Source organism: Methylobacterium oryzae (assembly GCF_036441375.1).
GTDB classification, from domain to species: Bacteria; Pseudomonadota; Alphaproteobacteria; order Rhizobiales; family Beijerinckiaceae; genus Methylobacterium; species Methylobacterium oryzae_A.
In genome coordinates this window covers 1-20,879 of the sequence record NZ_MLCA01000015.1, presented here as the reverse complement: position 1 = coordinate 20,879, position 20,879 = coordinate 1, and the positions used below count along the sequence as shown (strand labels likewise).

Annotated in this window: 18 protein-coding genes and 1 riboswitch; of the genes, 3 read left to right on the top strand and 15 right to left on the bottom strand. The window is 70.8% G+C overall.

Annotated elements, in window-relative coordinates:
• Positions 1-25: 25 nt before the first annotated feature.
• The 5 genes from MOTC310_RS28155 to MOTC310_RS28135 form a co-directional block, all read right to left on the bottom strand.
• A complete protein-coding gene (locus MOTC310_RS28155; RefSeq protein ID WP_331292954.1) occupies positions 26-181 on the bottom strand; it encodes a hypothetical protein in 156 nt (51 codons plus the stop codon).
• 73 nt (positions 182-254) lie between these two features.
• A complete protein-coding gene (locus tag MOTC310_RS28150; protein ID WP_331304149.1) occupies positions 255-692 on the bottom strand; it encodes an EamA family transporter in 438 nt (145 codons plus the stop codon).
• Positions 693-953: 261 nt separating this feature from the next.
• Positions 954-3,206: a xanthine dehydrogenase family protein molybdopterin-binding subunit gene (locus tag MOTC310_RS28145; RefSeq protein ID WP_331304148.1), complete on the bottom strand. Its 2,253-nt coding sequence runs from the start codon at positions 3,204-3,206 to the stop codon at positions 954-956.
• Between the two features lie 8 nt (positions 3,207-3,214).
• On the bottom strand, positions 3,215-4,222 hold the full coding sequence (locus MOTC310_RS28140) for an FAD binding domain-containing protein (RefSeq protein WP_331304147.1): 1,008 nt from the start codon (positions 4,220-4,222) through the stop codon (positions 3,215-3,217).
• On the bottom strand, positions 4,219-4,743 hold the full coding sequence (locus tag MOTC310_RS28135; protein WP_331304146.1) for a (2Fe-2S)-binding protein: 525 nt from the start codon (positions 4,741-4,743) through the stop codon (positions 4,219-4,221). Before MOTC310_RS28135 ends, MOTC310_RS28140 begins: the two co-directional genes overlap by 4 nt.
• 311 nt (positions 4,744-5,054) lie before the next feature.
• Between MOTC310_RS28135 and MOTC310_RS28130 the strand changes: the two genes are divergently transcribed.
• A complete protein-coding gene (locus MOTC310_RS28130; RefSeq protein WP_331304145.1) occupies positions 5,055-6,440 on the top strand; it encodes a M20/M25/M40 family metallo-hydrolase in 1,386 nt (461 codons plus the stop codon).
• Positions 6,441-6,442: 2 nt separating this feature from the next.
• Here the strand turns inward: MOTC310_RS28130 and MOTC310_RS28125 are convergent, their stop codons facing one another.
• Positions 6,443-7,177 (bottom strand): ParA family protein, encoded by a 735-nt coding sequence (locus MOTC310_RS28125; protein ID WP_331304144.1) that lies wholly within the window; start codon positions 7,175-7,177, stop codon positions 6,443-6,445.
• Between the two features lie 297 nt (positions 7,178-7,474).
• Here MOTC310_RS28125 and MOTC310_RS28120 point away from each other — a divergent pair, with 297 nt between their 5' ends.
• Positions 7,475-8,635, top strand: coding sequence for an SMP-30/gluconolactonase/LRE family protein (locus MOTC310_RS28120; protein ID WP_331304143.1), 1,161 nt, complete (start codon positions 7,475-7,477; stop codon positions 8,633-8,635).
• A gap of 6 nt (positions 8,636-8,641) precedes the next feature.
• Positions 8,642-9,085 carry an MEKHLA domain-containing protein gene (locus tag MOTC310_RS28115; RefSeq protein ID WP_331304142.1) on the top strand — a complete coding sequence of 148 codons (444 nt, stop codon included), beginning with the start codon at positions 8,642-8,644 and terminating at the stop codon, positions 9,083-9,085.
• A 36-nt stretch (positions 9,086-9,121) separates the two neighbouring features.
• Here the strand turns inward: MOTC310_RS28115 and crcB are convergent, their stop codons facing one another.
• From crcB to MOTC310_RS28070, 9 genes are all read right to left on the bottom strand, one after another.
• Positions 9,122-9,553, bottom strand: coding sequence for a fluoride efflux transporter CrcB (gene crcB, locus MOTC310_RS28110; RefSeq protein ID WP_331292963.1), 432 nt, complete (start codon positions 9,551-9,553; stop codon positions 9,122-9,124).
• A 79-nt stretch (positions 9,554-9,632) separates the two neighbouring features.
• Positions 9,633-9,694: riboswitch (Fluoride riboswitch) on the bottom strand.
• A gap of 63 nt (positions 9,695-9,757) precedes the next feature.
• Positions 9,758-10,738, bottom strand: coding sequence for an ABC transporter ATP-binding protein (locus MOTC310_RS28105; protein WP_331304141.1), 981 nt, complete (start codon positions 10,736-10,738; stop codon positions 9,758-9,760).
• Positions 10,735-11,715, bottom strand: a complete 981-nt coding sequence (locus MOTC310_RS28100) for an ABC transporter ATP-binding protein (RefSeq protein ID WP_331304140.1) — start codon at positions 11,713-11,715, stop codon at positions 10,735-10,737. The genes MOTC310_RS28105 and MOTC310_RS28100 overlap by 4 nt, the downstream gene beginning before the upstream one ends.
• A 196-nt stretch (positions 11,716-11,911) precedes the next feature.
• A complete protein-coding gene (locus MOTC310_RS28095; RefSeq protein ID WP_331304139.1) occupies positions 11,912-12,883 on the bottom strand; it encodes an ABC transporter permease in 972 nt (323 codons plus the stop codon).
• 10 nt (positions 12,884-12,893) lie between these two features.
• Positions 12,894-13,874, bottom strand: coding sequence for an ABC transporter permease (locus MOTC310_RS28090; RefSeq protein ID WP_331292967.1), 981 nt, complete (start codon positions 13,872-13,874; stop codon positions 12,894-12,896).
• Positions 13,875-13,884: 10 nt separating this feature from the next.
• Positions 13,885-15,501 carry an ABC transporter substrate-binding protein gene (locus tag MOTC310_RS28085; RefSeq protein ID WP_331292968.1) on the bottom strand — a complete coding sequence of 539 codons (1,617 nt, stop codon included), beginning with the start codon at positions 15,499-15,501 and terminating at the stop codon, positions 13,885-13,887.
• 457 nt (positions 15,502-15,958) lie between these two features.
• Positions 15,959-19,117, bottom strand: coding sequence for an efflux RND transporter permease subunit (locus tag MOTC310_RS28080; protein WP_331304138.1), 3,159 nt, complete (start codon positions 19,115-19,117; stop codon positions 15,959-15,961).
• Between the two features lie 18 nt (positions 19,118-19,135).
• Positions 19,136-20,332 (bottom strand): efflux RND transporter periplasmic adaptor subunit, encoded by a 1,197-nt coding sequence (locus MOTC310_RS28075; protein ID WP_331293061.1) that lies wholly within the window; start codon positions 20,330-20,332, stop codon positions 19,136-19,138.
• 226 nt (positions 20,333-20,558) lie between these two features.
• Positions 20,559-20,879, bottom strand: a 321-nt coding sequence (locus tag MOTC310_RS28070) for a hypothetical protein (RefSeq protein WP_331304137.1), incomplete at its 5' end; no start/stop codon positions are given.

Here is a 20,879-nt window from a genome sequence, read left to right as displayed (position 1 = left end):
CGCCGGATCGGGCCGCTCCCGAGCCTCAGGGCGCGGGGGCGGTCACCGTGAGCATCGGCAGGGTGACGGAGAGCGTGCCGGCCGGTCCGTGCTCCGTGCCGAGCGTCAGGCAGGCGCCGAGTCCGAGACAGAGAGCGAGACCGAGAAGCGAGGTCTCGAAGCCGCGATAAACCCATTCCATGACGGTCCCCTTTCGAGAGGCAACCGCAGGATGCGCGCATCGCGTTAAGGGATCGGTGCGCCAGCGCGCATGCTCACAGCCCGGACGCGACGAGGGCCGCGCCCGCCGCGATCAGCGCGACGCCGGCCCAGGCGGCGAGGCTGAAGGTCTCGCCGAGCAGGGTGGCGCCGAGGATCGCCACCAGCACGACGCTGAGCTTGTCGATCGGCGCGACCCGGGCGGCGTCCCCCAGCGACAGGGCGCGGAAGTAGCAGAGCCACGACGCCCCGGTGGCGAGCCCCGACAGGGTGAGGAAGACGAGGCTCCGGCCGGAGATCTGCGCGAGGCCGCCCGACTGACCGGAAGCCACGACGATTGCGCCGGCGAAGACCAGGATCACCGCGGTGCGCACGAGGGTCGCGACGTCCGAATGCACGCCCGCGACTCCGACCTTGGCGAGGATCGCGGTCAGCGCCGCGAAGCCGGCGGCGGCGAGCGCCCAGAAGCGCCAGGATTGCAGCAGGTGGCTCACGGGGATGCCGTGTCGGTTCCCAGGTCAACGCGCGGTTGCATCATCGTCCTTGCGAGCGGAGCGAAGCGATCCAAGGGCGCCACATCCACCGATCGCGCGCCGCCCTGGGTCGCTTCGCCGCGCGCGCGATGGCGGAGCGGTCCAGCGCGACCCGCGCGGATCCTGCATCCTGTGGGAGAGCCGCCGCACGCGCAGCGCGGCGGCTCTCCCGGGATCGACTACTTGCCGAACCGTCAATGCTTCCTGTGAAACATTCGCCGTTCACAGGAGCTTGTCGACGGTGATCGGCAGGTCGCGCACCCGCTTGCCGGTGGCGTGGAACACCGCGTTGGCGATCGCCGCCGCGGTGCCGACGATGCCGATCTCGCCGAGCCCTTTCACGCCCAGCGGGTTCGCCCTGTCCTCCTCCTCCACGAAGATCACGTCGATGTCGTAGATGTCGGCGTGGACGGGCACGTGGTACTCGCCGAGATTGTGGTTCATGAACCGCCCGATCCGGTGGTCGAGCATCGACTCCTCCTCCAGAGCCGAGCCGATCCCCATCACCACGCCGCCGAGGATCTGGCTGCGGGCCGTCTTCGGGTTCAGCACCTTTCCGGCCGCGATCGCCGAGACGATCCGGGTGACCCGGACCTGACCCAGCTCCTCGTCGACCTTCACCTCGGCGAATATCGCTGAGTGGGTGTAGGCCTCGTATTTCTGATTGAAGTCCTTGTCGGGTCCGGCCTCCTCGACGGCCTCGACCTTGTCGATTCCGGCCGCCTGCAGCACGTCCACCAGCGCGACGCTGCGGCCCGGATCGCCCGCGACCGCGATGCGGCCGTCCGCGAACACGGCGCGGTCGAAGTCGACGTTGGCGAGCGGCGAGTTCTCCATGGCGCGGGCGAGCTTGAACACCTGCGCGCCGACGTTGCGGCAGGCCTTCATCACGGCGGTGCCCGAGGAGGCGGCCGTCCAGGACCCGCCGGCGACCGGGGCCTCCGGCAGGCGGGTATCGCCGAGCTTGGTCGTCACCGCCTCCATCGGCAGGCCGAGGGTGTCGGCCGCGATCTGCGTGAGGATCGTGTAGGTGCCGGTGCCGATGTCGCCGGTGGAGTTGCCGACCGTCAGGCGGCCGTCCGGCGTCAGGGTCGCGATGGCGCTCGACTGCATCATCATCGATTCCCAGATGCCGGTGGCCACGCCCCAGCCGACCAGCTCCCGGCCCTCGCGCATGGAGCGGGGCTCGGCGGAGCGCTTCGCCCAGCCGAACCGCTCGGCGCCCTGCCGGAAGCAGCTCCTCAGCTCCTTCGAGCCGAAGGGCTTGCCCTCGGCGGTGGCGTCGGATTCGGCGTAGTTCTTCAGCCGCAGGTCGATCGGGTCGAGCCCGGTCGCGTAGGCGAGCTCGTCCATCGCGGTCTCGATGGCGAAGACGCCGGTCACCGCGCCGGGCGCGCGCATGTCGCCGGGCGTCGGCGTGTCGAGCTTCACCAGCCGGTAGCCGAGCGCGACGTTGTCGCACCGGTAGAGGACGCCCGACCAGTTGACGACGACCTCCTGGTAATCCTCGTACTGCGAGGTCCCCTGGACGGCGTCGTGCCGCAGGGCCGTCAGGGTCCCATCCGGCTCGGCGCCGAGCGCGATCGTCTGCAGCGCCTCGGACCGGTAGGTGAAGCTCCACATCTGGTCGCGGGTCAGGGTCACCCGCACGGAGCGCTGCAGCTCCTGGGCGGCCAGCATCGCCAGGAACAGCTGGTACTGCGGGCGCAGGCCCGAGCCGAAGCCGCCGCCGAGATAGGGGTTGAGCACCCGGACCTGATCGGGCTTCAGGCCGAAGACGTTGGCGAGGTACTGGTGGCTGTTCGAGACGCCCTGGATCTTGTCGTAGACCGTGTAGGTGCCGTCCTGCTCGACCACCACGGTGGAGGCGTGAGGCTCCATCGGGTTGTGGTGCTCGTCGGCGAGGCTGTAGGCGCCCTGCACGCGGACCGGCGCGCTGCCGAAGGCCTCGTCGGCGTCGCCCCAGGGCTGCGGCGGCGGCTTGATGCCCGTGCGCTTGTAGGGCGGGTCGTAGGCGGTGCCGCGCAGGGCCTCCAGGTCGGTCCCGGGCTCCTCCATCGCGTAGCTGACGCGGACGAGGGACGCGGCGTAGCGCGCGGTCTCGAAATCCTCCGCCACCACCAGGGCGACCGGCTGGCCGCTGAACACGATCAGGTCGTCGTAGAGGGCGCGGAACGGCGAGCCGGGGGGCGCCACCTGGTCCTGGAAGTTCTTGTCCCGCCACGCGGTGCGCGGCCGGTTCTCGTGGGTGAGGACCTTGAGGACGCCCGGCACCGCCTCGGCCTCGGCGGAGTCGATGGCCTTGATCCGGCCCTTGGCGATCGAACTCGACACGACCACGCCGTAGGCGAGGTCAGGCGCGGCGAACTCGCCCGCGTACTTGGCGAGCCCGGTAACCTTGGCGGGCCCGTCGATGCGGCTGCGCGGGCTGCCGACGAAGGTGTCGCGGCCGGTGGAGCTGAAGGTCTGGGTCATGGCGGGCCCTACTGGATGCGCTTGTCGCTGAGCGACTGGGGCGTGCCGGCGGCGGCCTGCTCGAGGCCGCGCACGATGGCCCGCCGGGCGAGATCGATCTTGAAGCCGTTCTCCGACTGGGGCTTGGCCTCCGCGACGACCAGGTCGGCCGCCGCCTGGAAGCTCTCGCGCGTCGCGGGCTTGCCTTCCAGCAGGGCCTCGGCCGCGCGGTTGCGCCAGGGCTTGTGGGCGACGCCGCCGAGCGCCAGCCGGGCGGTCTTCACCGTGTCGCCGTCGAGCTCCAGGGCCGCCGCCACCGAGACCAGCGCGAAGGCGTAGGACAGCCGGTCGCGCAGCTTCAGGTAGGTGTAGTGCTGCGGGAAGCGGCTCTCCGGCAAATCCACCGACACGATGATCTCGCCGGGGGCGAGGTTCGTGTCCCGCTCGGGGGCGTCCCCGGGCAGGCGGTGGAACTCGGAGAACGGGATCGACCGGTCGCCCTGCGGCCCGCTCACCCGCACGGTCGCCTCCAGGGCGGCCAGCGCGATGCACATGTCGGAGGGGTGGGTGGCGATGCAGTGCTCGCTCGTCCCGAAGATCGCGTGGATGCGGTTCATCCCGCCGATCGCCGGGCAGCCGGAGCCGGGCGCGCGCTTGTTGCAGGGCGTGGCCACGTCGTAGAAATAGTAGCAGCGGGTCCGCTGGAGCAGGTTGCCGCCCGTGGAGGCGGCGTTGCGCAGCTGCGCCGAGGCGCCGGCCAGGATGGCGTTGCGCAGGAGCGGGTACCGGGCCGCGACCCGATCGTCGTAGGCCGCCTTGGCGTTGGTCACGAGCGCCCCGATCCGCAGGCCGTCCCCGTTGTCCTCGATCCGGTCGAGGGGCAGGCGGGTGATGTCGATCAGCCGGCCCGGCTTCTCGACCTCGTACTTCATCAGGTCGATCAGGTTGGTGCCGCCGGCGATGAAGCGGGCCCCGGCCCCGAAGGCCTGCACCGCCTCCGCCACCGTGCCGGCGCGGACGTAGTCGAAGCGGTTCATCGGGCGCCTCCCTGCATGACGTCCTCGATGGCGTCGACGATGTTGGTGTAGGCGCCGCAGCGGCAGATATTGCCGCTCATCGCCTCGCGGATCTCGTCCCGGGTGTAAGCGTGGCCCTCGTTCATCAGGCCGACCGACGAGCAGAGCTGGCCCGGCGTGCAGTAGCCGCACTGGAAGGCGTCGTGCTCGATGAACGCCTCCTGGATCGGGTGGAGGCCGTTGCTGCCGGCCCGGTCGCCGAGGGCGGCGAGACCCTCGACCGTGGTGATCTCGGCGCCGTCCTTCATCACCGCGAGGGTCAGGCAGGCATTCACCCGGGTGCCGTTCACCAGCACGGTGCAGGCGCCGCACTGGCCGTGGTCGCAGCCCTTCTTGGTGCCGGTGAGGTCGAGCCGCTCGCGCAGCAGGTCGAGGAGCGTGGTCCACGGCGCGACCTGGAGTTCGCGCCGCTGCCCGTTGATCGTCAGCGTGATGCCGATCGGCGTATCCGCCGACACCGGCGGCTGGTTCTCGAGGCGCATGATGTCGTCCACGGTCTGGGCCGGCCGGGGCCGGGCGGGAACGGATCGGTCCGGGGCGGCAACCGGCAGCGACGTGCGGGCACCGGCCTGTGGTTTCGGTCGATAACCATTCCAAACTGCGCCTGTTCCGGAGCGCGCTGTCTCACCCCGCGAACGGTCGGCGGAGCTCGGGTTCGACGCTCGCGCAGCGGGATGAGCCGCCGCGCGGCGTCCCCAAATGCGGCCGCGCCGGCCTCCGACATTGCCGCCGCGGCCCTGCCTCGGCTAACCCTCGTTCCCACAAGAGTCCCCGCCGCACCCCGGAGCCCCCGATGGCCGCGCTCGACGCGATCCTCAACGACATCGACACGGATCTGGAGAACGCCCTGGAGCGGCTGTTCGCCTTCCTGCGGATCCCGTCGATCTCCACCGATCCCGCCTATGCCGGCCAGTGCCGCGAGGCCGCCGCCTGGCTCGCCAACGACCTGACCGCGCTGGGCTTCGCGACCTCGGTCGAGGAGACCTCGCTCCATCCGGTCGTGCTGGCGCACAAGCCGAAGCCCGGGGCGCCCCACGTCCTGTTCTACGGCCACTACGACGTGCAGCCCGTCGACCCGCTCGATCTCTGGACGACGCCGCCCTTCGAGCCGCGCATCGCCGAGGACGGCCAGGGCGGCAAGGTGATCGTCGGGCGCGGCGCCTCCGACGACAAGGGTCAGGTGATGACCTTCGTGGAGGCCTGCCGGGCCACCATCGCCATGAGCGGCGAGCTGCCCTGCGGCGTCACGATCCTGATCGAGGGCGCCGAGGAGAGCGGCTCGCAGGGTCTTCCCGAGTGGGTCGCGGCCAACCGCGAGAAACTCGGCTGCGACGTGGTGCTGGTCTGCGACACCGGCATGTGGGACCGGAAGACCCCGGCGATCACCTCGTCGCTGCGCGGCCTCGCCTATTTCGAGGTGAAGGTCACCTGCGCCGACCGCGACCTGCATTCCGGCTTCTTCGGCGGCGCGGCGCGCAACCCGATCCACGTGCTCGCCAAGATCATCGCCGACCTGCACGACGCGGACGGGCGGGTGACGATCCCGGGCTTCTACGAGGGCGTGCACGAGCGCCCGCCGGAGGTTCTGGAGCAGTGGCGCGGCCTCGGCCTGACCCCGGAGACGCTGCTCGGCCCGATCGGCCTCAAGGAGCCCGCCGGCGAGCGCGGCCGGATGCCCATCGAGCTGGTGCAGTCGCGCCCCTCCTGCGACGCCAACGGCATCATCGGCGGCTATACCGGCGAGGGCACCAAGACGGTGATCGCGTCCACCGCCTCCGCCAAGGTCTCGTTCCGCCTCGTCGACGACCAGGATCCGAAGCGGCTCGCCGAGAGCTTCGAGGCCTTCGTGCGAGCCCGCGTGCCGTCGGACTGCACGGTCGAGGTCATCACCTACAAGGGCTCGCGGGCGATCAGCCTGCCCTTCGACATGCCGCAGCTCGGGGCCGCCAAGGCCGCGCTGCAGGACGAGTGGGGCGTGCCGGCGGTGACCGTGGGCGCGGGCGGGTCGATCCCGATCGTCGGCGACTTCAAGCGGATCCTGGGTCGCGACACCCTGCTGATCGGCTTCGGGCTCGACGACGACCGGATCCACTCGCCGAACGAGAAGTACGACCTGACGAGCTTCCACAAGGGCACGCGCTCCTGGGCGCGGATCCTCGCGGCCCTCGGCCAGGGCTGATCTCAGCGGGCGGGGGCGGCCCGCATCTTCCCGTCGATCCAGGCCCAAAGCGCCCGGACCTCCTCGGCGGCCTGGCTGCCGGGGGCGAATTCCGTGACGCCGAGCCCGGTCGCCAGGGCGTCCTGGTGGTCGACCCGGTGGATGATCCCGGGCTCGGCCAGGACGCCCAAGGCCCGCAGCTGCGCCGCGTAGGCGCTGGTGCGCGGCGAGGGCGGCGGCGGGCACTGGTTCAGCACCAGGGCGAGCCGCTCCCGCAGGCCGAGGCCGACCAGCGCCTGGAGCGTGGGCCGGGCGGCCACGATGTCGAGCCGGGAGGGCCGGACCGGCATCAGGACGAAGTCGGCGTCCTTCAGCGCGGGCGCGAGGCCGGACGCGCTGCCGGCCGTGTCGAGGACGGCGAGCGTCGTGCCCTGCTCGGCGAGGATGCCGAGGATCTCCGAGAGCTGGCCCATCTCCCAGGGCTGGACCCGGTCGACCGCGACGGCGTCGCCGTCGCTCTTGCCGTGGCTCTTGCCGTCGGTCCTGCGCAGGGCCCCCCAGCCGGCGAGCGAGCCCTGCGGGTCGAGATCGAGGGCGGTCACGTGCTCGCCCGCCTCCGCGGCGGCGACGGCCAGGGAGGCCGCCAGGGTGGTCTTGCCCGTCCCGCCCTTCTGCACCGCCAGGGCGAGGACCCGGAGCGGCCCGGCGGCGGGCCGGGGCGCGGTGTCCGGCGTCGGTCCGGATCCTTCGGGATCCATGCGTGTCCCACCTCTCCACATCGCTTGCCCCGGCCGCGGCCCGGGCGGCGCCGAATCGGACGCCCGTCACGTGCGTGCTTAGCGTGACGCCGTGGGCCGGAGCCAGCGTCGCGCCCCGGCACCTGTGGACCGCCCGTGGGCGGCTCCCGATCGCCGGTGGCGCGGACCTGTGCCGGGATTCCGCCGCGACGCCGCGATGCGGGATCGTGCACCGGGTCCGCGCGTTGGGCCGGCATCCGCACAGGTTGAGCGACGCGCCCAGGCGCTCGCCCCGATGATCTCCGCGACAGGATCCCCATGCGCCTCGACCGCCGCCGCCTGCTCGGAACGGGTCTCGCGGCCCTCGCCGCCCCCGCGGCGCGCGCCGCGACGCCGTCGCCCCCGACGAGCCGGCCCGTCAGGACGCTGGAGCTCGCCATCGCGGCGGACGCGCCCTCGACCCCGACGGGCCTCGCCATCGCCCGGGGCGGAAGGATCTTCGTGATGATGCCGCGCTTCACCGGCGCGGAGCCGATCACCCTCGGCGAGGTGCTGCCCGACGGGTCGGTGAAGCCCTACCCGGACGCGGCGACCAACCGCCCGGATCCGGGGGCGCCGCAGGCCTCGCTGTTCCACGTGCCCAACGGCGTCTTCGACCGCGACGACACCCTCTGGGTGCTCGATGCCGGCCTGCCGGAGGGGAAGGGCCGGCCGGTGCCGGGCGGCCCGAAGATCCTGGCGATCGACATCGCCCGGAACAGCGTCCGCCGGACGGTCCCCCTCGACGCGGGCGTGGTCGCGGATTCCTCCCTGAACGACCTGCGGGTCGACATGCGCGACGGCCGCGCGCTGGCCTACGTCACCGACCAGGGCCAGTCCGGCGCGGGCGCGATCCTGGCGGTCGACCTCGACAGCGGGCGGGTGGTGCGGCGCCTCGCGGACCATGCCAGCACGCGGTCCGAGGAGGGCCTGGTCAAGTTCGTGGAGCGCCGGCCCGTGATGGAGCGGAAGGGCGACGCGCCCGAGAAGAGCCCGAAGGGCGGCGCCAACGGCATCGCGCTCAGCCCGGACGGCGGCCGCCTCTACTACGCGCCGCTGATGAGCCGGCGGCTCTACGCGGTCGACACCGCGGCCCTGCGCGACCCGGACGTCCCGGACGCCGCCGTGGCCGCCGCGGTCCGGGATCTCGGCGAGAAGGGCATGACCGGGGGACTGACCACCGATTCCCAGGACCGGGTCTATCTCAGCCTGCAGGAGCACAACGCGGTCGGCCGGCGCCTGCCGGACGGCACCGTGGAGGTGCTGGCCGCGGATGACCGGCTGGTCTGGGCCGACACGTTCTGGATCACCCCGGACCGATGGCTCTATATCTCGGCGGCCCAGGTCAACCGGCGGCCGGAATTCAACCGCGGCCGGGACCTGCAGCAGCCGCCCTACGCGATCCTGCGCATGCGCATCGACGCGGACCCTGTCCTGTAGGGGATCATGACGGACCTCTCGCGCGACCCGGACTTCTTCGCCCTGCTCACCGGCAGCTACGCGCGGCGGCTCGGCGAATCGCTGGTGCCGGCGGGCGCCGACGCGGACTGGCTCTACGCGGCGGCCCCGTTCGCGGTGCTCGCCCATGACGGGGGCGCGGATCCGCGCTTCGTCTACGCCAACCAGACCGCGCAGGCCTGCTTCGGCTACGCGTGGGACGAGCTCGTCGGCCTGCCCTCGCGGCTCTCGGCCGAGGCTCCCGAGCGGGCCGAGCGGCAGCGGCTCCTCGACGCGGTCACCCGGGACGGCTTCAGCCGCGGCTATCGCGGCCTGCGGATCGCCAAGGACGGCCGGCGCTTCTGGATCGACGAGGCGGTGGTCTGGCAGCTCGACCGCGACGGCGCGCCGGTGGGCCAGGCCGCGACCTTCGCGCAGTGGCGCGACGCGTGAGGCCGGGCCGCGCCGACGCGGGCGGCCGCCGCCCGGTCAGCCGTCCTCCTCGATGCTGACCTGGGCGATCTGCACGGCGCCGCCGTTCCAGTGGGCCGCCACGACGTGCCCGAGCGCGACCGCGAGGACGCAGAGCACCACCGAGGCGGACACGTTCACCATGGCCCGGACCACCGCGCCGTTCCGCATGAGGTCGAGGGTCTGGAGGCTGAACGACGAGAAGGTCGTGTAGCCGCCGCACAGCCCGATCATCACGAACAGGCGGACGTTCTCGGAGACCGGGAAGCGCCCATGCGCCAGGGTCAGCGTGCCGAACAGGCCGATGATGAACGAGCCCGTCACGTTGATGAAGATCGTGCCCCAGGGCAGGTCGCGGCTGATGGGCAGCGCCAGCACCGAGACGACGTAGCGGGCCAGGGTGCCGAGGGCCCCGCCGATCATGACCAGGATGCAGGTGGTGAGGGACATGCGCGCTCCAGTTCGTCGGGCGGGCATGAGAAACCCGCCGTGGCAGCGGGTGCTTGCAAGACGCACTCCCACCGCCGGTTTCGCGGTAGGAGTCATCAGCCCTGACGGGCGGTTTCGGGGAACTCCATCCCCATCGGGTCGGGCCATAGCGCCTGCCAGGGCCGAGCGCAACGCCCGCCCGAGCCCACCACTCAGGCCCGTCCCTCAGGCCCGTCCTTCCTGCACGGCGTGGCAGGCGACGCCGTCGAGGAGGGCCGGCACCTCGGTCCGGCAGCGGTCATTCGCCAGCGGGCAGCGCGGGTTGAAGGTGCAGCCGGGCGGCGGGTCGATCGGGTTCGGGATCTCGCCCGAGACCGGCACCCGGGCGCGGCCGACATGGGCGAGGTCGGGCACCGCGTCGAGGAGCATCCGCGTGTAGGGGTGCCGGGGCGCGGCGAACAGGTCCTTGGCGGAGGCGACCTCCACGAGGCGGCCGAGATACATCACGCCCACCCGGGTCGCCATGTGGCGGACCACGGCGAGGTTGTGGGAGATGAACAGGTAGGTCAGCCCGAGCCGGTCCTGCAGGTCGCGCATCAGGTTGAGGATCTGCGCCTGCACCGAGACATCGAGCGCCGAGGTCGGCTCGTCGCCGACCAGGAACTCCGCCTGGCTCGCCAGCGCCCGGGCGATCGCCACCCGCTGGCGCTGGCCGCCGGAGAATTCGTGCGGGTATTTCCGCGCGTCGTCCGGGTGGAGCCCGACGAGGCCGAGGAGCTCGCCCACCCGGGCGCGGATCGCCCCCTCGCCGCGGATCAGGTCGAAGGCCCGGATCGGCTCGGCGATGATTTTTCCGACCCGCCAGCGCGGGTTCATGGACGCGTAGGGGTCCTGGAAGATCATCTGGATGCGGGCGCGCAGGCGCCGCCGCGCCGCGGCCTGGCGCGGGTCGGTCATCGAGACGCCGGTGATCGTCACCTCGCCGGCGGTGGGCGGCAGCAGGCCGACCACCATCCGGGCCACCGTCGACTTGCCGGAGCCGGATTCGCCGACGATCGCGAAGGTCTCGCCCTTCTCGATCGCGAAGCCGACCCGGTCGACCGCCGTGAGGAATTTCCGGGGCTCGCGCTCGATCACCCGGTTGAGCCAGGGCTTCGAGACGTCGAACCGGCGGCGCAGGTCGGTGACTTCGACGTAGGCGCTCACGCCGCTCGCTCCGCTGCATCGTACAGGTGACAGGCCACCCGGCTCGCGTCGACCGGGATCGGCTCCGGCCGCTCGACGCGGCAGCGGGCAAACACCTTCGGGCAGCGCGGGTTGAAGGCGCAGCCCTTCGGGATGGCGGTGAGCCGCGGCATCGAGCCGGGGATCTGGCTGAGCCTTTCGGCCTCCTGCGACAGGGTCGGGATCGCCCCCATCAGGCCGACCGCGTAGGGGTGGTGCGGCTTGGCGATCACCGAGGCGACCGGGCCGATCTCGGCCACCCGCCCGGCATACATCACCGCGACCCGGTCGGCGGCCTCGGCGATGACGCCCATGTCGTGGGTCACCAGCATCACCGCGGTGCCGTGCTCGCGGCACAGGCGCTTGAGCAGGGTGATGATCTGGGCCTGGACCGAGACGTCCAGCGCCGTGGTCGGCTCGTCGGCGATGATCAGCTCGGGCTCGGCGGCGAGCGCGAGCGCGATCACCACCCGCTGGCGCATGCCGCCGGAGAACTCGTGCGGGTAGCCGTCGATGCGCCGCTCGGGGGCCGGGATGCCGACCTCGGCGAGCAGGTCGATGGCGCGGGTGCGGGCGGCCTTCGCCGACAGGCCGGTGTGGGTGCGCAGGGTCTCGACGATCTGGTCGCCGACGCGGAACAGCGGGTCGAGGGAGGTCAGCGGATCCTGGAAGATCATGCCGATGCGCTTGCCCCGCACCCGCCGCATCGCCTCCGGGGAGAGGTTGTCGATGCGCTCGCCGCGCAGGCGAATCTCGCCGCCGGCGATGCGGCCGGGCCGGTCGATCAGCCCGATCACCGCCGAGCCGGTCACCGACTTGCCGGCCCCAGACTCGCCGACGACGCCCAGGATCTCGCCGCGGCCGATGTCGAACGAGACCCGGTCGATAGCGGTGAGCGGCCCGCGGCGGGTGTCGAAGGCGACCGTGAGGTCGCGCACGGAGAGGATGGTCTCGGTCATGGCGTAGCGGCTCCGACGACGGAGCTTTCTCCAATCCGCGCCCTCATCCTGAGGTGCGCGCGCAGCGCGCCTCGAAGGAGCCCTCCAGAAACCGCGCGATCCCTGGAGCCCTCCTTCGAGGCCTCCGCTGCGCTCCGGCACCTCAGGATGAGGTGGAGGGTAGGATATGGCGGGGGAATGTGCAGACCCGAATCCATCACTGCAGCTTCGGATTGAGCGCGTCGCGCAGCCAATCCCCCAGGAGGTTGATGGCGATGACCAGCCCGGCGAGCGCCAGCCCCGGGAAGGCGACGATCCACCACTCGCCGGAGAACAGGAACCGGTTGCCGGTGCGGATCAGCGTGCCGAGCGACGGCATGGTCTCGGGCAGGCCGGTGCCGAGGAACGACAGCGTCGCCTCGGTGATGATCGCCAGCGCGAGGTTGATCGTCGCGATCACGAAGACCGGGCCGGTGACGTTCGGCAGGACGTGGCGGACCATGATCACCGGAGGCGACAGGCCGATCAGCCGCGCCGCCTGGACGTAGTCCTTGCCCTTCTCGACCATCACGGAGGAGCGGACGGTCCGGGCGTACTGCACCCAGAAGGACAGGCCGATCGACACCACGATCAGCCCGATCAGCGGCCCGACATCGAGCGCGCTGCCGAAGCTCGCCTTGGCGACGCCGTCCACCACCAGGGCGATCAGGATCGCCGGGAAGGTCAGCTGCACGTCGGCGACCCGCATGATCAGCGTGTCGAGGAAGCCGCCGGCGTAGCCGGCGATCAGGCCGAGCGCGATGCCGAGGATCCCGGAGGTCACCACCCCGAGCACGCCGACGATCAGCGACAGGCGCAGGCCGTACAGCACCGCCGAGAGCACGTCCCGGCCCTGGTCGTCGGTGCCGAGATAGTAGGGCGCCTGACCGTCCGCCTGCCAGATCGGCGGCAGGTTGGAGTTGATCAGGTCGAGCTGGGCCGGGTCGTAGGGGTTCTGCGGGGCGATCCACGGGGACGCGAAGGCGAGCCCGACCATCAGCAGCGTGGCGATCAGCGCCGCCACAGCGGTTTTCGAGCGCAGGAAGTTCGCCAGCAGGTCGGAATCGCGCCAGCGCGCGAGCCGGGAGGGTGGCACCTCGACCAGGGGGACCGGCGGGGCGTCGCCCGCATCGATGTCGCGTCCGCTCATGCGTGCGCCCTCACGCCGTCCGCCCGGCGGGCAGCCGCAGGCGCGGGTCCACCACCGTGTAGAGGATGTCGACCACGAGATTGATGGTCACGAAGATCAGCGCGACGAGCAGCAGGTACGCGGACATGATCGGGATATCGACGTTCTGCACGGCCTGGACGAAGAGCAGGCCCATGCCGGGCCACTGGAACACCGTCTCGGTGATGATCGAGAAGGCGATGACCGAGCCGAGCTGCAGCCCCGCGATGGTGATCACCGGCACGAGGGTGTTCTTGAGGGCGTGGCGCAGGTGGACGGCCCGCGTGGTGAGCCCCCGCGCCCGGGCGAAGCGGATGTAGTCGGTGCGCAGCACCTCCAGCATCTCGGCGCGCACGAGCCGCATGATCAGCGTCATCTGGAACAGGCCGAGCGTCACCGAGGGCAGGATCAGCGCCTTGAGCCCGGAGGCGGTCAGGAAGCCGGTGGTCCACCAGCCCAGCCGCACCGTGTCGCCGCGCCCGTAGGAGGGCAGCCAGCCGAGCGTCACCGAGAACAGGTAGATCAGCAGGATGCCGATCAGGAAGGTCGGCAGGCTGATCCCGATCAGCGACACCGCCTGGAACAGCCCGGCGAGCCAGGAGTCGCGGCGCAGCGCGCAGTACACGCCCATCAGGATCCCCACCACCAGGGCGAAGACCGTCGCGCAGAAGGCGAGCTCCAGCGTCGCCGGCATGCGCTCGGCGAGCAGCTGCGAGACCGGCTGCCGGAACTGGTACGAGATGCCGAACTGCCCCCGCACCACGTTGCCGGCGTAGCGGACGAACTGGACCAGCACCGGGTCGTCGAGGCCGAGATCCGTCCGGATCTGGGCCCGCTCGGCCACGGTGGTGTCGGGGCCGACGATCTGGTTCACGGGGTCGCCCGCGAACCGGAACATCGCGAAGGCGATGAGCCCGACGACCGCGAGGACCGCGGCCGCCTGGATCACCCGGCGCAGCAGGAAGGCGAGCACGCCCCGCCCTCTACTGCGGGTCTTTCGAGACCCAGTAGAGCAGCAGCAGGTTGTCGGCGCGCTGGGTCAGGTGGACCTTCTTGGACACGCCCCAGGCCAGAGCCTGCTGGTGCAGCGGGATGTAGCCCCAGTCGGCGTTGAGGACGTCGAAGCCCTCCTTGATCAGGGCGTCGCGCTTGGTCTTGTCGGTCTCGCCCTCGACCTTGTCGGCGATCGCGTCGATCTTCGGGTCGCAGTAGCCCGCGAGGTTCCAGCCGCCGCGGCCGGACTTGTCGCCGGGCTTCCGGCAGCCGACGATCTCGTAGAGGATGTTGTGGCTGTCGAGCGAGGACGGGGTCCAGCCGAGCAGGTAGAACGAGGTGTCGTAGGCCGGCGCCAGCACCTTGGCGAAGTACTTGGCCTTCGGCTGGGCGTTGAGGTTCACCTTGACGTTGATGCGGGCCAGCATCGAGACCACCGCCTGGCAGATCGCCTCGTCGTTGACGTAGCGGTCGTTGGGGCAGTCCATGGTGAGCGAGAACCCGTCCGGGTAGCCCGCCTGGGCCATCAGCTCCTTGGCCTTCTTGAGGTCGGTGGCCGGGCGCTTGAACTCGGCGCCACGGTCGTAGAGGGCCGGGGCGATCATCAGCGCGGAGGGCACCGCCTGCCCGCGCATCACGCGCTTGGCGATCGTGTCCTCGTCGATGGCGAGGTAGAAGGCCTCGCGCACCTTGATGTCCTTGAACGGGTTCTTGCCCTTGACGCTCGAATCCTTCAGCTCGTCCCGGTCCTGGTCCATGCCGAGGAAGATCGTGCGCAGCTCGGGGCCGGCCATCACGGTGGCGGTGCCGCTGGCGTTGACCCGCTGCTGGTCCTGCAGCGGCACGGGGTCGATCCAGTCGACCTCGCCGGAGAGCAGCGCGGCGACGCGGGTCGCCGGGTTGGCGATGGTGGTGAGAATGGCCTCGTCGAGGTTCGACTCGACCTTGCCCCAGTAACCGTCGAACTTCTTGAAGACGGTCTTCACGCCGGGCTGGTGCTCGGTGATCACGAACGGGCCGGTGCCGTTCTCGTGCAGGGTGGCGTAGCTCGGGCTGGTGGCGCTGGGCGGCGTCGGCTGGACGACGTTGTTCTTCTCGGACCACGCCTTCGACATGATCACCCAGGTCGGGAACTGGGCGATGGCGATCGGGTTCGGCTTCTTCAGCACCATGTCGACGGTGAAGTCGTCGACCTTCACGAACTCGGCGTCGGCGGGCACGTTGGTGGTGAAGTTCGAGCCCGTCGCCCGGACGCGCTGGGCGGAGAAGAGCACGTCGTCGGCCGTGAACGGCGTGCCGTCGTGGAACTTGACGTTCTTGCGCAGGTGGAAGCGCCAGCGGGTCGGCTCGGGCGTCTCCCAGGATTCCGCGAGGGCCGGCGCGAATTTCAGGTTCTTGTCGAGGGTGACGAGGGGCTCGTAGGCCGCCTCCTGCATCCCTTCCGTGAAGCTCTCCTTGAGGGAGTACGGGTCGAGGGATTTCAGGTCACCCTGGAAGGCGAAGCGGAACACGTTGGCGGCCTGCGCGGGCAGCGCGGCGAACGCGAACGTCGCGACCGCGACCGCGGACACGCCGCGGGCGAGAATCTTCAGGGCTGAACGGGACAAGCGGATCTCCGAGACCGTGAATGCGCCACCGGCCGGCAGCCCCGGCGGTGTCCACCGCGGCGTCAGCAAGCTTCGGACCATCCGTATACAAGACGACGGCCGAGCCTGTCGCGGGTCAGTGACATCAGTCGACTTTCAAAGTGCGTTTTCCCCGCCCGATCATGGCTAACGCTTCGCGGGATTGACGCGGCGCCCCACGCGCACCCCTCCCCCTCTGCGGGCCACGACATTCCGACACCGCTGGCTGGGACGCGCTCTCCTCCCCTGGCGATCCCGGGCTTGCCCGGGATCGCTCAAGCTTGTGGGGAGGAGTTGGAGGTGGGGGCTGGTGCAGGAGGCACCGTCACGCGCGATCCGGCACCACCCCCACCCCTGGCCCTTCCCCACAAGGGGGAGGGGAAAGTGCTTTACGTTTGACGGTCTAGTCCGGGCACACCGCGTAGCGGCGATCGCCGCCTCACTCCGCCGCCACCCGCGCGGGCTCGTGCCGCGCCTGCGCCTCCGCCGCCTCGCCCTCCGCCACCGCCTTGCGCCGGAACAGGCGCATCACGACGACGAAGAACACCGGCACGAAGAACACCGCCAGCACGGTGGCGGTGATCATGCCGCCCATCACGCCGGTGCCGATCGCCTGCTGGCTCTTCGAGGCGGCGCCGGTGGCGATGGCCAGCGGCACCACGCCGAAGATGAAGGCGAGCGAGGTCATGACGATCGGCCGGAACCGGAGCGTCGCCGCCTCGACCGCGGCCCGCACCACCGAGGTCCCGGGCTTCCAGAGGTCCTTGGCGAATTCCACGATCAGGATCGCGTTCTTGGCCGAGAGCCCGATGATCGTGATCAGCCCGATCTTGAAGTACACGTCGTTGGGCATGCCGCGCAGGTACACGGCCGCCAACGCGCCGATCACGCCGAGCGGAATCACCAGCATCACCGACACGGGAATCGCCCAGCTCTCGTAGAGCGCGGCGAGGCACAGGAACACGATCAGCACCGAGAGGGCCAGCAGCAGGGTCGCCTGGCTCCCCGCCTGCTTCTCCTGGTAGGACTGGCCCGTCCAGGCGTAGCCGAAGCCCTTGGGCAGCTGGAGCATCAGCCGCTCCATCTCGGCGATCGCGTCGCCCGACGTGTAGCCGGGATTCGGCTCGCCGGTGAAGCGCACCGACTGGTAGCCGTTGTAGCCGACGATCTGGCTCGGCCCCATGCCCCATTTCAGCTCCGCGAAGGACGACATCGGCACCATCGTCCCCGTGGCGTTCTTCACCGCGTAGTTGAGGATGTCCGACGCGTTCATGCGCTGGAGCTGCTCGGCCTGGACGTAGACCCGCTGCATCTTGCCCCGGTTGGGGAAGTCGTTCGGGTAGACCGAGCCGAGATTGAGCTGGATCGTGGCGTTGATGTCCTCGAACTTCACGCCCAGGGCCGCCGCCTTCTCGCGGTCGATGATCAGCTCCGCCTGCGGGGTCGGCGGCAGGCCCTCGATCTTCACCTTCTGGAGGATCGGGCTCTGCGAGGCGAGCTTCAGGAGCTGCTCCTGGGCCGACAGCAGGGCCGCGTAGCCGCGGTTCGCCCGGTCCTGAAGGCGGAACGAGAAGCCCGCCGCGTTGCCGAGGTTGTCGACCGGCGGCGGCTCCTGCGCGTCCACGGTAGCGTCGCGGTAGCTCGCGAGCGCCGCGTTGGTGCCGGCCACCAGCGCGGCGGCCGAGTTCTTGGCGTCGCGCTCCGACCAGGGCTTGAGGGTGACGAAGGCCTGGCTGGTGCTCGGCGCCTGGCCCGAGAACGAGAAGCCGTTCAGCATCGTCACGGTGGCGACGCCGGGCCGGGCCAGCAGGTACTCCTCGACCTTGCGGACCGCCTCCTGGGTGCGGTTGTAGGAGGCGCCGGGCGGCGTCTGGATGTCGACCGTGAAGAAGCCCTGGTCCTCCACGGGCAGAAAACCCTCCGGCAGGTTGACGAAGGCGTAAGCCGTGCCCGCCACCAGCGCGACGTAGACCAGCATCACCCGGCCGGACTTGCGGATGAAGGCCGCGGTGCCGCGGCCGTAGCGGGCGGTCTCCCGGTCGACGAACCGGTTGAACATCCCGAACACGCCGCCCTTGGCGTGGCCGTGGCCCTTGGCGACCGGCTTCAGGAAGGTCGCGCAGAGCGCGGGCGTCAACGACAGGGCGAGCAGTGCCGAGAACGCGATGGAGGTCACCATCGCGATCGAGAACTGCCGGTAGATGATGCCCACCGAGCCGGGGAAGAACGCCATCGGCACGAAAACCGCCATCAGCACCAGGGTGATGCCGATGATCGCGCCGGTGATCTGCCCCATGGCCTTCTTGGTGGCCTCCTTGGGGGGCAGCCCCTCCTCGTTCATGATCCGCTCGACGTTCTCCACCACCACGATGGCGTCGTCGACCAGGATGCCGATGGCCAGCACCATGCCGAACATGGTGAGCACGTTCACCGAGAAGCCCGAAAGCCACATCACCGTGACGGTGCCCATCAGGGCGATCGGCACCACGATGGTGGGGATCAGGGTGTAGCGGATGTTCTGCAGGAACAGGAACATCACGAGGAAGACCAGCACCACCGCCTCGAACAGCGTGTGCAGCACCTTCTCGATCGAGGCCTCGACCGCCGGGGTGATGTCGTAGGGGATGTCCCACTTCAGGTCCGGCGGGAAGAACTGGGACAGTTCCACCATCTTGGCGCGGATCGCCTTGGCGGTCTCCAGCGCGTTGCCGTCGGGGGCGAGCGTCACCGAGATGCCGGCGGCCGGGCCGCCGTTCAGGCGCGTCGAGAACTGGTAGGCGTCGCCGCCGAGCTCGATCCGGGCGACGTCGCGCAGGCGCACGTTCGAGCCGTCGGGATTGGCCCGCAGCACGATGGCGCCGAACTCCTCGATCGTGCCGAGCTGACCCTTCACGATGATCGGCATGGTCAGCGCCGTCCGGGTCGGGCTCGGCTGCGCGCCGACCGAGCCGGAGGCGACCTGGACGTTCTGGTTGCGGATCGCCTCCGTGACCTCCGAGGCGTTGAGCGACAACCCGCGCAGCTTGTCGGGATCGACCCAGACCCGGAGCGACCGCTCGGTGGAGTAGAGGGTCGCGCGGCCGACGCCGGGGATGCGGCGGATCTCGTTGATGACGTTGCGGATGAGGAAGTCGCCTAAGCCGACCTCGTCCATCGACCCGTCCTTGGAGACGAGGGTGATGATGTTGAGGGTCGCGGCCGAGGCCTCCTCCACGAGGATGCCGTTCTGGCGCACCTCCGCGGGCAGGCGCGCCTCCACGCGCTTCAGGCGGTTCTGCACCTCCACGGAAGCGAGCGACGAGTCGGTGCCGGGCTGGAAGGTGGCGGTGATGTTGACCGAGCCGAACGAGTCGGTGGTCGACTCGAAGTTCATGATGTTGGCGGCCCCGTTCAGCTCATCCTCGATGAGCCGGGTGGTGCCGACGTAGAGGCTCTCCACGGAGGCGCCGGGATAGGCCGTGGACAGGGCGATCTGCGGCGGGGCGATCACCGGGTACTGCGCCACCGGCAGGTTCGGGATGGCGAGCGCGCCGCCGAGGCAGATGAACAGGGCCACCACCCAGGCGAAGACCGGGCGGTCGATGAAGAAGCGGGCCATGGTCGGACTCTCCCGGGCTCAGTGGCGCTGCTGGACGGCGGCGGCGCGCGGGGCGACCTCCGCCTTGTCGCCGGGGACCTCGGGGGCCTCGTCGGTATCGTGCTTCGGCCCGGTCTCGCCGTGGACGGGGGTCTGGTCGAGGGGCTTCACCTTGGCGCCCACGGTGATCTTCTGGAAGCCGTCGGTCACGACGCGCTGGCCGGCCTTGAGGCCGGAGCGGATCAGCCAGTTCTGGCCGACCACCGGCCCGACCTCGACGGGCTGGCGCATGACGGTCTCGTCGGCGCGCACCACCCAGACCTCGGCGCGGCCGTCATCGGTGCGCTGGATCGCCTGCTGCGGCACCGCGATGGCGTCGGAATCGATGCCCTGCTTGATCCGCGCCCGCACGTACATGCCCGGGAACAGCTCGTCGTGGGGGTTCGGGAACTGCACGCGCAGGGTGACCTGCCCGGTGCTCGGATCGGCGGTGACGTCCGAGAACAGCAGCCGGCCAGCCAGCGGGTAGAGCGAGCCGTCATCCATGATCAGGTGGACGTTGGCGGTGTTGTCCTCCAGCCGCGCCAGCTCGCCGCTGGCGAGGTCCCGGCGCAGGCGGTTCAACTCGCCCACCGACTGGGTGATGTCGACGTAGATCGGGTCGAGCTGCTGGATCGTGGCCAGCGCCCCCATGGAGCCCGGCTCGATCAGGGTGCCCTCGGTGAGCAGCGCCCGGCCGATGCGGCCGGTGATCGGCGCGCGCACGTCGGTCCAGTCGAGGTTGAGCTGCGCCTTCTGGCGGCTCGCCTTGGCGCCCGCCACCTCGGCCTCCGCCTGCTTCTTGGCCGCGTAGGCCGCGTCGTACTGGGCCTGGCTCGCCGTGGCGCGGGAGAGCAGCTGTTCCAGCCGGTCGGCCTGCTGGCGGGCGAGCACGAGCGCCGCCTCCTGGCGGGCCAGCGACGCCTCGGCGCTGGCGAGCTCGACCTCGTAGGGCGCCGGGTCGATCTTGTAGAGGATGTCGCCTTCCTTGACCTGGCTGCCCTGCTCGAAGAGCCGCTTCACCACGAGCCCGGAGACGCGGGAGCGGACCTCGGCGATGCGCATCGGCGCGACGCGGCCCGGCAGGTCGCGCAGGTAGGGGATCGCCTGGGGTTCGACGGTGACGAACCCGACCTCCGGCACTGGCGGAGTCGGCGCGGCGGCCTGCTTCGGGTTGCAGGCCGCGAGACCGAGCATGAGCAGGGCCGCGGGCAGGATCGCCTTGGCGCGGCGCGGGGACGGGATTCGGGCGGGGAGATTGCGGGTCACGTGTACCGACGCTCCTGAAAGCATGCGTCTGCTGAGGCTGGCGCGGAGCATGGGCCCGCGCATCGTCGAGTCAGATCCCGGGACCGGCCACGATGCCGGTCGAACGCGGATCAGGACAGGCGCGCATTCGTGCCGGGGTCGAGACCGGCGCGCGTCAGATCAGGCGTGGAGGCCGGTGCGGCGAACCGTCCGGCGCGGAGGCCGGCACGCTCTCGGACCTGTAATCGAACGATGCGGAGACCGCGTGACGGGGGCGCGGCGCCTCGACCGGCGGGCGCGGCAACCCCAACTCGGTGAGGATCTCGCTGTCGGCGGCGCAGAGATCGGTGCGGCCGAAGACCGACCGCTCGGCCTCGGGCTGCGCGTTCGGCGTGCCAGACAGGATCGACAGGCGCGGGCTCGCGACGGCGCAGGCCGGCCCCTCCGCGCGCGCCGACTCGGCCCGCGCGGGGGCGGCCACCAGCGCGGCCGTCGC